The sequence below is a fragment of the Adhaeribacter rhizoryzae genome, from assembly GCF_008629685.1.
GTDB classification, from domain to species: domain Bacteria; phylum Bacteroidota; class Bacteroidia; order Cytophagales; family Hymenobacteraceae; genus Adhaeribacter; species Adhaeribacter rhizoryzae.
Genome location: NZ_VWSF01000026.1, coordinates 72093 through 86928, shown reverse-complemented (window position 1 = coordinate 86928; position 14836 = coordinate 72093). Strand labels below are relative to the sequence as shown.

At 44.7% G+C, this 14836-nt stretch carries 12 protein-coding genes; 8 read left to right on the top strand and 4 right to left on the bottom strand.

From position 1 onward, the window contains the following. Both F0145_RS22665 and F0145_RS22660 read left to right on the top strand, forming a co-directional pair. Window positions 1–643: transposase (locus F0145_RS22665; protein ID WP_150092299.1), on the top strand; the 643-nt coding region annotated here is incomplete at its 5' end. 381 nt (window positions 644–1024) lie between these two features. After that, on the top strand, window positions 1025–3208 hold the full coding sequence (locus F0145_RS22660; protein WP_150092296.1) for a bifunctional alpha,alpha-trehalose-phosphate synthase (UDP-forming)/trehalose-phosphatase: 2184 nt from the start codon (window positions 1025–1027) through the stop codon (window positions 3206–3208). Window positions 3209–3479: 271 nt separating this feature from the next. On the opposite strand, the gene F0145_RS22655 is transcribed toward F0145_RS22660, so the two are convergent. The 4 genes from F0145_RS22655 to F0145_RS22640 form a co-directional block, all read right to left on the bottom strand. Beyond that, window positions 3480–4256 carry a LytR/AlgR family response regulator transcription factor gene (locus F0145_RS22655; protein ID WP_150092294.1) on the bottom strand — a complete coding sequence of 259 codons (777 nt, stop codon included), beginning with the start codon at window positions 4254–4256 and terminating at the stop codon, window positions 3480–3482. A gap of 171 nt (window positions 4257–4427) precedes the next feature. Next, window positions 4428–5495 carry a histidine kinase gene (locus tag F0145_RS22650; RefSeq protein ID WP_150092292.1) on the bottom strand — a complete coding sequence of 356 codons (1068 nt, stop codon included), beginning with the start codon at window positions 5493–5495 and terminating at the stop codon, window positions 4428–4430. Window positions 5496–5499: 4 nt separating this feature from the next. Beyond that, window positions 5500–6540, bottom strand: a complete 1041-nt coding sequence (locus tag F0145_RS22645; protein WP_150092290.1) for a sensor histidine kinase — start codon at window positions 6538–6540, stop codon at window positions 5500–5502. A gap of 130 nt (window positions 6541–6670) precedes the next feature. After that, a complete protein-coding gene (locus tag F0145_RS22640) occupies window positions 6671–7909 on the bottom strand; it encodes a hypothetical protein (protein ID WP_150092288.1) in 1239 nt (412 codons plus the stop codon). A gap of 803 nt (window positions 7910–8712) precedes the next feature. On the opposite strand from F0145_RS22640, the gene F0145_RS22635 reads away from it, so the two are divergent. From F0145_RS22635 to F0145_RS22610, 6 genes are all read left to right on the top strand, one after another. After that, on the top strand, window positions 8713–9960 hold the full coding sequence (locus tag F0145_RS22635; protein WP_150092286.1) for a TCR/Tet family MFS transporter: 1248 nt from the start codon (window positions 8713–8715) through the stop codon (window positions 9958–9960). Between the two features lie 157 nt (window positions 9961–10117). After that, the gene (locus tag F0145_RS22630) at window positions 10118–10993 is read left to right on the top strand and encodes an inositol oxygenase family protein (protein WP_150092284.1); all 876 of its coding nucleotides are present in this window, start codon (window positions 10118–10120) and stop codon (window positions 10991–10993) included. A gap of 348 nt (window positions 10994–11341) precedes the next feature. Further along, a complete protein-coding gene (locus F0145_RS22625) occupies window positions 11342–11620 on the top strand; it encodes a hypothetical protein (protein WP_150092282.1) in 279 nt (92 codons plus the stop codon). Window positions 11621–11798: 178 nt separating this feature from the next. Then, window positions 11799–12659, top strand: a complete 861-nt coding sequence (locus F0145_RS22620; RefSeq protein WP_150092280.1) for a LiaF transmembrane domain-containing protein — start codon at window positions 11799–11801, stop codon at window positions 12657–12659. Between the two features lie 169 nt (window positions 12660–12828). Continuing rightward, entirely contained in the window at window positions 12829–13869 is a 1041-nt protein-coding gene (locus F0145_RS22615; RefSeq protein WP_223816207.1) for a sensor histidine kinase, read from the top strand. Beyond that, complete coding sequence (locus F0145_RS22610) at window positions 13866–14606, top strand: LytR/AlgR family response regulator transcription factor (RefSeq protein ID WP_150092278.1); 741 nt, start codon at window positions 13866–13868, stop codon at window positions 14604–14606. Before F0145_RS22615 ends, F0145_RS22610 begins: the two co-directional genes overlap by 4 nt. Window positions 14607–14836 lie beyond the last annotated feature (230 nt).

Genomic DNA, 14836 nt, shown 5'->3' with positions numbered 1-14836 from the left:
CGAAACCCGCCGCGGCCGCGTAGCCAGGCAAGCGGTAGTGGCTTTACGCTGGGCAAAAGTGGGGTTAGTTATGAAAGGCGTGGGCAAAGCCCTGTATGTGGTAGAAGCCAAGGAAATAGATGCACCCGCCGGGCAAGCGCCCATTTACTGGCGCTTGCTCACGACCCATGCCATCCAAACGCAACAACAGGCGCACCAGCTAATCTACTGGTATAGTCTGCGCTGGAACATTGAGCAGGTCTTCCGGCTGTTAAAGCAGAAAGGCTTGCAGGTGGAACTGCTGGATTTAGAAACCGGCAAAGCTTTAGTGCAACTCACGCTGCTGGCTTTGTTTGCCGCTAGCAAGATAATGCTCTTGCACCTGGCTTCTAAACAGAAAGAAGCCGTGCCGCTGGCAGAAAGCTTTACCCAGCAGGAAGTCGCTTGTATGCAGGCTTTACAAAAACGTTATGAAGGAAAAACAGCCAAGCAGCGGAATCCTTACCCCCAAGACTCTTTACAATGGTGCTACTGGATAATAGCCAGATTAGGCGGGTGGAAACCCCACGAAAAGCAGGCGGGGGTGATTACCCTTTTGCGCGGTTGGAATTACTTCCAGCATATCTTGCACGGGTGGACCCTGGCCCAAAAATTTGTGTCCTAATCGTAGCCCTAAATTAGGGAAGGAGTTGCGGCTAACGCATAAGATAAGCCTAAGTTTTGCATTAGCCAGGCTCCCCACCTTGGCTAAGGAGGGGCAGGGGTGGTTTGATTTATCTCCAGACTGCAACTATTAATGGGCACCTTGTCTTAAATGATAAAGTTTGTTAAAAGACAAACGCCTAGCCCAAAATAATCTAATTCTATCCGGCTTATATTCTTGGCACAAACCGCCAAACCACGCCAAATCAACTTGCGATTAACCTAATATTTTATACTTTGCCAAATTCAGGAAGGGAAGAATACCCGTTTGTACAGGTTATTCCGGTTGTGAAACCAACCAAAACACCTTTTAAAGAGTATCTTTTAGACAGCATTTTTACTTATGGCAAGAAAGATTATTGTTTCGAACCGATTACCGGTTAAAGTTAGAAGAGCAGATGGAACCATGACGTTTGAGCCCAGCGAAGGCGGCTTGGCTACTGGTCTGGGTTCGGTTTACAAAGAAGGCGAGAATATTTGGCTAGGCTGGCCAGGATTGTGCGTAGAAGAAAGCGAAGAACAGCAGGTAATAACCGAGCTGCAAAAAGAACGCATGCAGCCGGTTTTTTTAACTGAATCCGACATTAAAGAATATTACGAAGGTTTCAGCAACGAAACGCTGTGGCCTACTTTTCATTATTTTTCGCAGTTTGCCGTTTACGAACAAAGCTACTGGGAAGCCTACTACCGCGTTAACCAAAAGTTTTGTGAACAAATTGTAAAGTTTGCCAACCCCGACGATACCATCTGGATTCATGATTACCAGTTATTGCTGTTGCCGTCGATGGTGCGGGAAAGTTTGCCCGATAGTACCATTGGCTTTTTTCAGCATATTCCTTTTCCGAGTTACGAGGTATTCCGGATGTTGCCCTGGCGAAAACAAATATTGCAAGGGCTCCTGGGCGCTGATTTAATCGGGTTTCATACCTACGACGATGTGCGGCACTTTGTGAGTTCGGTTATTCATTTGGTGGGTCTGGCGGCTTCGCACGGCATTATCGAAACAGGTAACCGCAGCGTAATGGTAGATGCTTTCCCGATGGGAATAGATTACGATAAATATGCCCAAACGGCCAATTCGGAGAAAGTAAGCGGGATGGTACAAGAATTTCAGGAGGCGCTGCGGCACCGGAAAATTATTTTGTCCATCGACCGCTTAGATTATTCTAAAGGCATTCCGCAGCGTTTGCGAGCCTTCGAAATGTTTCTGAAACAATACCCTGAGTTTCATGAGCAGGTAACCTTAATTATGATAGTAGTGCCCTCGCGCGACCAGGTAGAAAAATACAAAGAACTTAAAATAGAAGTAGACGAATTGGTGGGCCGCATTAACGGCTTGTACCGGACTTTAAGTTGGGCACCGGTGCAATATTATTACCATTCTTTTCCCTTCGAGGAATTATCGGCTTTTTACCGGATGGCCCATGTGGCCCTGGTTACGCCCATGCGCGACGGCATGAACCTGGTTTGTAAAGAATATATTGCCAGCCGTAACGATGGCACCGGGGTCTTAATATTAAGCGAAATGGCCGGTGCGGCCAAAGAACTCTCCGAAGCCATTCTGATTAACCCCAACGATGTACACCAAATGGTAGGGGCGTTGCAGCAGGCTTTAATTGTGCCGGAAGAAAACCAGCGGGTAGCTGTTGCCAGCATGCAGGCCACGGTGCAAAAGTATAACATACACCATTGGGTAAACTTATTTATGGATAGATTAACTTACGCCAAAGAAAAACAGAACGCTTTAAAAACCACTTTACTCAAAGGCGAAGTAAAGAAACAATTAATAAATAATTACCAGCAAGCTCAGCAGCGCCTTATTTTCCTGGATTACGACGGCACCTTAATGCCTTTTACCCGCGACCCCAACAAAACCCAGCCCGACGAAGAACTACTGCACTTATTACAGACCTTAGCCGCTGAAGCGGCTAACCGGGTGGTAATTATTAGCGGCCGCGACCACAAAACTTTGGCTAAATGGCTGGGCCACCTGCCCATTGATATGATTGCAGAACACGGCGTTTGGCTGCGCAAGCACGAAACCGAGTGGCGCATGATTCAGAACCTAGATAATAGCTGGAAAGAAGATATCCGGCCCATTTTTGAGATGTACGTGAGTCGCACCCCGGGCACGTTGCTCGAAGAAAAAGATTTTGCCCTGGTGTGGCATTACCGCAAAGTAGACCCGGTATTGGGCGAAACCCGCGCCGGCGAACTAAGCAGCCACCTGAACTACCTGATTGCAAACCGGAACTTACAGGTAATGGAAGGCGACAAAATTGTAGAAATAAAAAATATTGAGGTAAATAAAGGTATAGCGGCTTCGCGGTGGCTCCACCAATACGGCAGTGATTTTGTGCTGGCTATCGGCGACGACCGCACCGATGAGGATACGTTTCGGGTAATGCCCAAAGACGCGTACACCATTAAAGTAGGCAATATTCGATCGATTGCCAAATACCATGTGCAAAGCCCGCAGCACGTGCGCGAATTATTAAGGCAACTGGTTAACGGCAGCGCCCAATAGGCTAATAATTTGGCAAAGAAGCTTAATACTAATACTCCTACTTAATAGGAACTGCGCTTAAGTGTACATTATTGGTCATCCTGAGCTTGTCGAAGGATCTAATAAAACTGTGAAAAAGTAGATTTAGATGTTTCGACAAGCTCAACATGACTACAATAATAGAAGCGCATTAGCCAATAGGTATGGGTATATGCTTTTGATTATCAGTAATTAACTTTGAATATCAGCCAGGTAAAAGGGCAATGCTTTTATTTTGGAAAGTTGTAATTTATCAAGCGCCGTTAAACCAGTCTTTAAACTCTTGTACCCGTTCGCGGCTTACCACAATTTCTTTATCAAACTCAGCTTTGGGGCGAATTAAGAGGCGGCTGTTGGAGTAAACCACTACATCGCGGATGGCGTTGATGTTGATGATAAACGTGCGGTTTACCCGGAAAAACAAGCTGGGATCGAGGGCATCGTCCAGTTCCTCCATTTTATAATCAATAATATATTTCTTGCGGTTTTCGGCCAGTAAAAACACGTTGCGATCTTCGGCATAAAACAAAGTAATTTCCTGGGCCGGAATAGAGTGGATGTGCTCGCCGGTGCGCACCATAAACCGGTTTTTGTAGTTTTTTTTGTGCAGCATACCCAGTGCCTGCTCTAGCTGCGATAGCTGCGAAGCAGTATTAGCGCCGCCCAGTGTTTTGCGGAGGGTATTTAATTTTTGCATGCTGCCCGCTACCGCCTCGTACGTAATAGGCTTGAGTAAATAATCTATGCCGTTGCCTTTAAAAGCTTCTATGGCGTATTCGTTAAAAGCGGTGGTAAATATTACGGGTTTTTCTACTACGGTCTGCTTAAATATTTCGAAGCTTAAGCCATCGGTTAGCTGCACATCCATAAATATTAAATCTACCTGGTTGTGGGTGTTACCCAGCCAGCTTACGGCTTTCTCCACGCTGTTTAGCCGGTCGGCTACCTCAATGCTGGGATCGTATTTCCGGATGTGCCTTTCGAGCTTTTCCGCGGCCGGTTTTTCATCTTCAATAATTAACACACGCATAGGAGAGTAGGTTTAATATTTAATAGAGTAATATTCAAAAATTAAAGGTTGAATAAGGTTAACAGTTTAGGGTTATTTGGTTGAATATTCTTTGGGCGATTTTTAAATAATTTAATCTGGCTTAACTTCTATTCTTTCAGAAAATCAATTACACATTCACGCATTGAAAACTCATTCGGTAAAAACCGGCGTGGGCGTAGCTACGGTAAGCAGCGGGATGCGCACGGCCACATGCGTCTCGTCCTGGGAACATTCGAGCGGACGATCGGTAAAAAAGCTATACGCACGGGTAAGTTCGGGCCACGGACTTGGGTTAAGATTGGTTACTAACAGGCGTTCGCGTAACTCGTACCGGAAAATCAGGTTCTCGGTGTGCCCTACGTGTACGTGCAGCTGCAGAGGTTTGCAATCGGTAATTAACGAGCGATTAATGGCGTGTTCAATTAATTTTTGCAGCGTACCCGGCAAAATCATTTTGTGGGAAAGCACTTCTGTGGCATTGGTTGGCAGGTGCAGTTGTATAAGGCCCTGGTGCATGTAATTATATAGCCTTATAATATCCTGCGCCGCATTTAACTCCCGGCCAATGGACACCATATCCTGCTTTTTATTTTCGAGTACGTTGCGGTAAATTTTAGATAAATCATGAATAAAGGCATCGGCTTCGTCGGGGTTGTGGTGCAATATTTTTATTAAGGTTTCGAGGCTGGCGTAAAGCAATTGCGGGTTTACTTCGTTTTTTAAAGCATTTACCTGAAACTCCATTTTTTCGCGCAGGTTATGTTCCTGCTCCAGGCGGCGCTGGTTAAAATGGTTGAGGTAATAAATGCCAAAATATACCAAGGTATAAAGCACCACCGAAACAAGGAAAATACTGTTGAGCGTAAGCAACTCTACCTGAAAAGCAGAATAACCCAGCCACCAGATAAAGTAACCCGAAACTACCGCCGAAACCACTACCAGCGAACAAAGCAGATTAGCAGCCAAGTAAATAAAAATACGCCGCTGCACACTCCGGAATACCGGGAAAAGCTTGTTGATGCCTATTAACACCAAACGTAAGCTTTCGGTAAGGGAATAGGTAAGGCCCACACATAGCAAAGCCTCTTCGCTAAAAAAGTTTTGTTCTACTTGCTGAATGCTGTCGAAAACCAGCAATACCAGTACGTACACCAGCAGGCCGTAAACGGGCGGAAATAAAAACCGGAAATAAGGATTATGAATAAATATTCCTTGCATGATTTCAGGCCGCGTAAATCAAAGGCAATTCAATTTTAAACAAATCGGTTTTGTCTACCTTAATATCGGCTTTGGCAAAATAATGGTAGCGTTGCCTGATATTATCGAGCCCTACCCGGAAAGAACTGGCTTTAAAATTATTCTCTACGAGGTTGTTGGTAATGGTGAGCAGGTTTTTATCCGAAACAAATATGCGGATGCGCAGGGGTGTTTCTTCGGATGGAGCGTTGTGTTTAACGGCATTTTCGAGGAGCAACTGCAACGTAAGCGGCGGAATTTTACTGCTTAATACCCGGCGCGGCAATTCTACATTAAGCTGTACAGCATTATCGAAACGGCTTTTCAGCAGGAAAAAATAAGCTTTTATAAAATTTAATTCCTCGGCCAGGCGCACCAGGGGTAAGTTTTGGTTGGCCAGAATATATTGGTACGTTAAGGCCAGTTTCCGGATAAATTCTTCGGCCTGGTTGGGGTTAGAATATATTAACGACGAAATGGTATTCAGGCTGTTAAATAAATAATGCGGGCTCAACTGGCTTTTTAGTACTTCAAATTGTAAAGCCAACTGGGTACTGGCTATTTTAACTTCCTCAATTTGAATAGCGGCGTACTGGTTGTAGCTGTAGAGGGTAAAATCGGTAATGGTATAAATAAACAAGGTAACCACCGCCAGAATACCAAATTTAATAAGCGGGTCGTGGTATTCTTGAGCAAAGAGTGCCCAGGCTATTCCTTCCCAAACTAAATAAAGCCGCAGCAAACCAAAAGAAATTGCTGCCAGGCATATTCCCATTATGGCCAATTCTAAGGCAAAACGCCAGGCAGTAGCCTGGTGCCAGGGCGCTTTTTTATTTAAAAACCGGCTCAGGTAATAAAAGCTTATGCCTACGGCATTGGCCGCTAGTAAACTAAACAAACCGTGTTTTAAGGAGCTGCCGCTAATATTTATATACCCGTTTACCGAATAAAATAAATACAGGAATAATAATATTCCGACCAGGGTACTGATTATAACAGAAATTATTATCCGGCGGTCTGTTTTCATGCGCAAGGTTTAGGGGTTGGGCGGCTGGCAGTAGCACTGAGTTTTAAAATATTGGCTTCTGAATAATTAGGAATAAAAAATAGCCAGTTAGCCGGGTGTTGACTGGTGCAACCAACATCCCAAAAGTAATTTATTCTACGCCGTGCATTACGCGTTGGTATTCGTAGTCGGAGTTAATGGTTCTGGCGGTTTTTACATAAGCGGCCCGTACCTGTTCGTTGTCGGTGGGCATGGTGGTTTTTAGCCTTTGCAGGGTACGGCTTTTTTCTTGCGCCGAGTTAATATCGGCTACTACCGGAAATACCTGCAAATAATTTTGTGGGGTAAGTTTGTGTTTGGTAACCAGGTAAGCTAGGGCGCGGCTTTTTTCGTTATCGGAGCGAATATTCCGGACGGCTGCCAACACCTCATTAAAATGCTGGTCCAGAAATTTCTGGTTACTCATCATGGTAAATATTATCCGGTTCTTTTCGTAGTCCGAATCTATATTACCTAATTGCACAATTACATCTTTATAAGCGCGTTCGGGCAGGGCCGGATGAACAATTACCTGTTTTAAAACTTTGGCCTGCTCGTAATCCGATGAAATTTGTGAAACTGTATTAATGGCCTGGGAAAAATGCGCCGGACTTAACTTGCCGTTTTGCACAATATACGCCACAACTTTAGCTTTTTCGTAATCGGAGCCCATAACGGCTACGGCGTTAAAATATTCCTGGGTTATTTTATCGTTTTGCAACAGATGCGGGCTGGTTTTGCGCAGCAGTTTTCCTTTTTCGTAATCCGATTCAATAAATTTGTTAACGTTAGCAAAAATATGCCGGAAGTCGTTTTCTTTCAGGCGCGGCTGGTTTAGCAGGCAAGAAAAATAAAGGCCTTGCACATGGTCGCTTTCCAGTTTGCCAATCTCGTTTAGTACCCCCTGCAGGCCCGATTTAGCATAAATACGGTGTACCCGGTCTTCGGCCCCTAAGCCGGTGGTGGCAATAATATGGGGTAACATTTCCTGCAGCCATTGGCGGCCTTCGGGTTCGTAAGATTGTTCGGTGCGGCCCACAAAATAGCGTCGCTGCAGTTTGCCATCGTTATCGCTCAGAACCTGAATTTCGCGGCAGTTGCCAAAAGTGGTTTTGCTGTACTTGAAAAAGCCGCCGGGACTAATGCTTCTAATATCGCGCTCATCTTCTGTAAAGTATATTTTGCCGTTGTACGAAAGCGTGGTAGACGAACCATTATCGCGGTGCACCCACGAGTAGCTTCCCCGGCCTTGCCGCAATGAATCAAAATCCGGAATTGGCTTACAAACATTTGCATTGGTGGCAAAAGCGTGGGCAAAAGACAAAAAGCTTAGCAGGATAGTAAAGATCATAACATAGGCAGCTTTATTTTTTATAGTAAACCTTTTCATAATATTAACTTTTTCTGGTAATTTCTCCAACAAAAATCAACAGAAAGCCGCCCGGAAAAAAATCAGAAGCAGCCAGTTGTAGAATTAGGTACATGAAATGCCAATTGCCGGTAGTAAAGGCCGTCAGAAGTTACTGATTTAACCTGGCTTTTAAATAATTAAGCATATTAAAGATGCTGGTGGTAAATATTTATGTGTAGCGTAAATATTTCGTGCTAAGCATTAGCTGGCAAGCCAATTGCTAAATAACCTCACCTTTGCTATGCGTAGAGTTAGCGCAGCGCTCTACGCATTTTTCGGAAAGCCAATCTCTGATTGGCGTATTGAATAAATAAGAAAGAAAATCCAAAAGAATATCTATAGCCATAGCCCTGGTATTATGTTGCTCTTTACGAACTTAGGTTGTTTTGAATATTTTTGTATTTCGCCAATCAGAGATTGGCTTTACAAAAGTGCGTAGAGCGCTGCGCTAACTCTACGCACAACAAGAGATGCAAAAGTTCTCACAACTATAAAGCTTGTTATTTTCCCTTATTTAGAAGCAGCGTTATTGGCCTGGTATTTATTTAGTAGTAGCTGAATATGCCAATCAGAGATTGGCTGTCCGAAAAATGCGTAGAGCGCTGCGCTAACTCTACGCACAACATGGACGAGCTACGCACAACGAGAGCAACCATAATCCTAAAATAAGTAGCATAATTTAATCCAATATTTATTATTCAGCCGCTTCTGATTTATTTTAAATTGCAGAAAAAAGTAAAAGTATGTTAGGAGAACGGAAAGCCGCGCTTAGTTTCATTTTTGTAACCTTGTTGCTCGATGTAATTGGGTTTGGCATTATTATTCCGGTTATTCCCAAATTAATTACCGAACTAACAGGCGGTACGCTGAGCGATGCTTCGCGCTACGGGGGCTGGCTCATGTTTGCTTTTTCGGTTACGCAATTTTTGTTTTCGCCGGTGCTGGGTAATTTAAGCGACCAGTTTGGCCGCCGGCCGGTTTTGCTTTTTTCACTATTTGGTTTTGCCCTCGATTATCTTTTTGTAGCCTTTGCCCCAACCATTACGTGGCTTTTTGTGGGGCGTATTGTGGCCGGCATTACGGGGGCCAGCATTACCACGGCATCGGCGTATATTGCCGATATTAGCACTCCGGAAAAACGGGCGCAGAATTTTGGCTTAATTGGCGCTGCTTTTGGCTTAGGCTTTATTATCGGGCCGGTAATAGGCGGGGTGCTGGGCCAGTATGGTTCCCGGGTGCCGTTTCTGGCCGCTGCCGCTCTAACGCTGCTCAACTGGCTGTACGGTTACTTTATTTTACCGGAATCGCTGAAACCCGAAAACCGCCGGCCTTTTAGTTGGCGACGGGCTAACCCCATAGGCGCGTTGCAGCACCTGAAAAAATATCCGGTTATTACGGGTTTAATTGGTTCGCTAGTATTAATTTATATTGCCGCTCACGCCACGCAAAGCACCTGGACTTATTACACCATGGAAAAATTCCGGTGGGACGAGGCCATGGTAGGCTATTCGTTGGGTGCGATAGGCGTATTGGTAGGTGTGGTACAAGGGGGACTTATACGGGTAATAAATCCCAAGCTTGGGCAGAAACGTTTGGTTTACTTTGGGTTGCTGCTGTATACGGTTGGGTACGTGCTGTTTGCTTTTGCTACCCAGGGCTGGATGATGTTTCTTTTTCTGGTGCCTTATTGTTTGGGTGGTATTGCGGGCCCGGCCTTGCAAGGTATTATATCGGGGCAAGTGCCGGCCAACGAACAAGGCGAATTGCAAGGGGCTTTAACCGGTTTAATGAGCGTTACTTCTATTGTAGGCCCGCCGTTTATGACCAACCTGTTTTCTTATTTTACGAGTAGAGCGGCGCCCATTTATTTTCCGGGTGCGCCTTTTCTGATGGGCGCTGTTTTAACGCTGGTTAGTGTTTTATTAACCATGCGTTCGCTGGCAAATTACCTGCAGGTAGCGGCACCGGTGCCAGAAGAAGTTACCTCTTAAGAAATTATAAATATTGCAAAATTTTGTTTTTGCCAATGCAACTAATAGGGGTTCCGGCACGCATAAAGGGTATCAATGTTTAGCTATATTTTTATGTGTTATAAAATTTTAATATATTGTGCCTCTTGTGTTTAATGGTTAATAAACTCGCCAAAATATGAACAATTCAGAAACACTTCGTCCCGAAGAAATTGCGCCGCTACCTAGCCTGGATGTTTGGGAAGACGATTTATTGGAACGCTATCCCGAGCCCGACGCTAAGGCTAAAGAAGAATACCGGAACTACGATAATCCGGGCCGCGATACCGTGCGCGAATTTTACCGCCTGAACCACCAGTACCAGACCTACGATTTTGTGCAGCAGAAAAAGGCCGAGTTTCTGAAATTTGATAAAAAAGAGCTGGCAATATGGGAAATGTTTGATTACCTGAATACGCTCGTAGACGATTCTGACCCGGATATTGAACTAGACCAGTTACAGCACTTGCTGCAAACTTCCGAAGCCATTCGCGCCGATGGCCACCCCGATTGGTTTGTATTAACCGGCCTGATGCACGACGTAGGTAAAGTGTTGTGTTTGTTCGGCGAACCGCAGTGGGCTGTGGTGGGCGATACTTTCCCGGTTGGCTGTAAGTTCTCCGATAAAATTGTGTACCCCGAATTTTTTGAATTAAACCCTGATTCTAAAGATGAGCGCTACAATACCAAATACGGCGTTTACGAGCCAAACTGCGGTTTACGCAATGTGCACATGTCGTGGGGCCACGACGAATATTTGTACCACCTCATGAAAGACTACCTGCCCGAGCCGGCTTTGTACATGATTCGGTACCACTCGTTCTACGCCCAGCACCGCGAAAATGCTTACGACCACTTAATGGACGACCACGACCGCGAAATGTTTGAATGGGTAAAGAAATTTAATCCTTACGATTTATACTCCAAGAGCCCGAAACCACCGGTAGTAGAAGAACTAAAACCTTATTATTCCAAGTTGCTGGCTAAATATTTGCCCGCCGTAATCCGGTTGTAAATTTATTGAAGTAGAATTTGGGGTAGGAGGTGTTTTTTTCAACCACTTTCGGAGATTTCTACAAAATGAATATTTATTAACTCATATTACGCAAAATATCTTTATAAAGAGTTTGTAGGTCTAAGGAACTCATCTTTGTCATTCAGGAGGAAACTATTTGGTTTCCTGCTAAATAGTTTTCTCCTGAATGACAAGAATGGACTGCTTAACCCCTATATCAAATCTTTGTGTAAGAGGAATTATAAATTAAAGTAAAATGAATAAGCCATGCCCTTACGGTGTGGCTTATTTATTTTACTTTAATTTATATCCAATACATGTAGGGCGAAATCAATTAAAAAGTTTAAAATGTATGTTGAATTAGAAGTTGACCAGGAGTTTGCTGCCATTTGTAAACAAATTAAGGAAGAAAATAAAAGTGAAGCGGAGTGGCGGCTAATAGAAAGCGACAGTATGTTTCAGACCGAAAATTATGAGGGCGGGTTTGATGCAACAGAAATGGAATTCTGTTTTAGCTATTATGATGCAGCAGGGAGGGAATATTGGTTTCAGCTTCCACTTGCCCAAGTACAAGAAATAGCCGCTGGTAAAAGTTTAAAGCTTTACTTAAGAGAAGCCGAAAAATAAAGATTATTTGTATTTGGCCGGGCGCAGAAATATTCAGGCAATTACTTAGTTTAAGGCCGTGCCATTCGCAGGCATAATTCCGCTGTTTACCGGAATAGTAAGGTAGGTAGCCTAAGCGCAATTGCCGCTGCCGCCCGGTTTAAGTACCTTTGAATAAATAATTTATTTAAATACGAAAATGCAAAATACACCAACTCCCCGGTCCAACTCAGGTAAAGCCATGGCCGGATTAATATTAATCGCGGTAGGTGCGGTGCTGTTGTTGTCCCGCCTGGATTTCTTCTTTTTTCCCGGTTGGCTTTTTAGCTGGCCCATGATTTTAATTGTAATTGGCTTGTTCATTGGCGCTAAGCACCAGTACCGCAATCCGGCCTGGATTGTGCTGGTAGGGCTGGGTACCGTTTTCCTGATGGAGCGCTTTTACCCCTCAATTAACTTCAGCCGTTTTATTTGGCCAATTTTATTTATTCTTTTTGGCGTATACATGATTTTTGGCCGTCGCCGGTCGCACCGCTACCAAAACTGGCCTGACCCAAACGGCAATATCCCGATTAATGGGCCAATTGGCCCTGGTGGTTTTAACAATACTACAGCTTCGGCCGATGCCCCGTTTACCGGCAGTGCCGCTGCCACCGATTATGCGGGGAGCCCTTATAATGCCACCGGCAATTCGGCCAATTATGCCGGCGGAGCCTACAGCAGTGATTATTTAAGTTCAACTTCTATTTTTGGTGGTGTAAAAAAAATAATCATCTCTAAAAATTTTCAGGGCGGCGAAATCGTAACTTTTTTAGGAGGTGCCGATATAAACCTGAGCCAGGCCGATATTAAAGGACGGGTAATACTGGATGTAACGCAGGTGCTGGGCGGTACCAAAATTATTGTGCCGCCCCATTGGGATGTGATTTCAGAAGTATCGGCCGTTTTTGGCGGCGTAGAAGATAAACGCTTTTTGCAGCCCGGCACCATCGACCACAGCAAAGTGCTCATAATTCGGGGAACTTCCCTTTTAGGCGGTATTGATATCCGGAGTTATTGAAATTCGTGCATTATTTCAACCACCTGATTTTGCCGCAAGCGTGCCCGCAGCTTAATTTGCAAACCCCATGTTCAGGAATTTAATTATTCATTTTTAATATTCTACGCTTAAGTAAACGGCTTTTACGGGCTGTTTACTTTTATTTATAGCTATTCTTATTATTTAAACGTTGGCTACTTCTCCTTTTGCCTTAATAAAATTTCGCCTGTATTTTGTAGGAGCGTGGGTGGTTTGGGCGCTGCTGCACGCGGCAGTGCTTCATTGGTTTAAGCTCTCCGTTGAAACTGCCCTGCTCGATAGCCTGGTGAGTAATGCTTTACTAGCCGGCGCGTGCTGGTTTATTAGCAGCAACCTGCAATATTACCAACCCGACCAAGCCCGCCTGCTTTACTTTGGTATCTGGTGTTTATTGCTGAGCGGCTTATGGCTGCTGGTGCTGGAATATGTGCTGCCTCTAATAATTGAAAACGACCCGGCTTACGAAATATTCTTAAATAACTCGTTGCCCGTTCGGTTTGGTATTGCGTTTTTAACCATTGGGTGGATGGTAATGCTAAGCGTTTTGTGGTACAGCCAGCAAGATCAAAAACAAAGCGAGCAACGCCAGGCCGATGCTGAAAAGCTGGCCCGCGAAGCCGAATTATTTAAACTCCGGCAGCAATTGCAGCCCCATTTCTTGTTTAACAGCCTAAACTCGGTAAATGCATTAATTGGCAGCCGGCCGCAGGAAGCCCGGCGCATGGTGCTGCAACTTTCCGATTTTTTGCGGGGCACCCTTAAACGCGAAGAACACCAGTGGGTAACCTTAACCGAAGAACTGGAGCATTTACGCCTGTATTTAGAAATAGAAAAAGTACGGTTTGGCCACCGGCTGGCTACCGAAATAATTGCCGATGAAGAATGCGGGAATATGCGTCTGCCCTCTATGTTGCTGCAGCCCCTCGTAGAAAATGCCATTAAATTTGGCTTATACGATACCACCGATGAGGTAATAATTCGCCTGCAGGCCTATTGCCAACCCGACCTGCTGGAAATAAGCGTGCAGAACCCGTACGATGCCCACACCGCCCAACCCCGGCAGGGCACCGGCTTTGGTTTAAGCGGGGTGCAGCGGCGTTTATATTTGCTCTTTGCCCGTACCGATTTATTACAAACTTTTGCCGATAATACTACTTATACGACCCTTGTAAAAATACCCCAGCTACCATGAAAGCAATATTAATAGATGATGAACCCCTGGCCCGTTCGTTGGTTCGGGAATATTTAGCCGCTTTTCCGCAGATAGAAATAGTACAGGAATGCAACGATGGTTTTGAAGGCCTGAAAGCCGTTACCCAGCACCAGCCCGATTTAATATTTCTGGATGTGCAAATGCCCAAGATAAACGGGTTCGAGATGCTGGAATTATTAGACCAGCCGCCAGCCGTAATTTTTACCACCGCCTTCGATGAGTTTGCCATTAAAGCTTTTGATGCGCACGCCATCGATTATTTGCTCAAGCCTTTTAGCCAGGAGCGTTTTAACAAAGCCGTGGAAAAATGGCAGCAGCAAAAAGACCAGGCCGAGCTCATCAAAAATACGCAGGCATTACTCCAGACCACCGCTGCCGCCCCCGACCGGCAAGACCGGATTGTGGTAAAAATTGGTACCAAGATTCGGATAATACCCGAACCTGATATTTTGTACCTGGAGGCCGACGATGACTATATAAAAGTATATACTCCAGACGGCGCTTTCCTGAAAAGCAAAACCATGGGCTACTTTGAGAATAGCCTCGACCCCAAAAAATTTATCCGGGTGCACCGGTCTTACATGCTGCAAATCAGCCAAATTACCCGCATAGAACCTTACGAAAAAGACTCGCACATAGCCATTTTAAAGAATGGGGCCAAAGTGCCGGTAAGCCGCTCGGGTTACGCCAAACTAAAGCAGGTGCTAGGCTTGTAAAAAGAAGCCAACTAGTTAATATATTGGGCTACGTGCAAAAGATTAGTTCGGGATTTTAAGTAGTCGGATAAATTAAAGTATCTGTAAGCAAAGGTGCTGAAAGCTCCCCTCCTATTTTAGGAGGGGCAGGGGTGGTAAAATTTACTTCTTATTTTTTGCCTACTTATTTTGTCCTTGTACTTAATTAAAGCGGGTAACACAAATCAGCTGGGAATTATGCCGGTTTTACT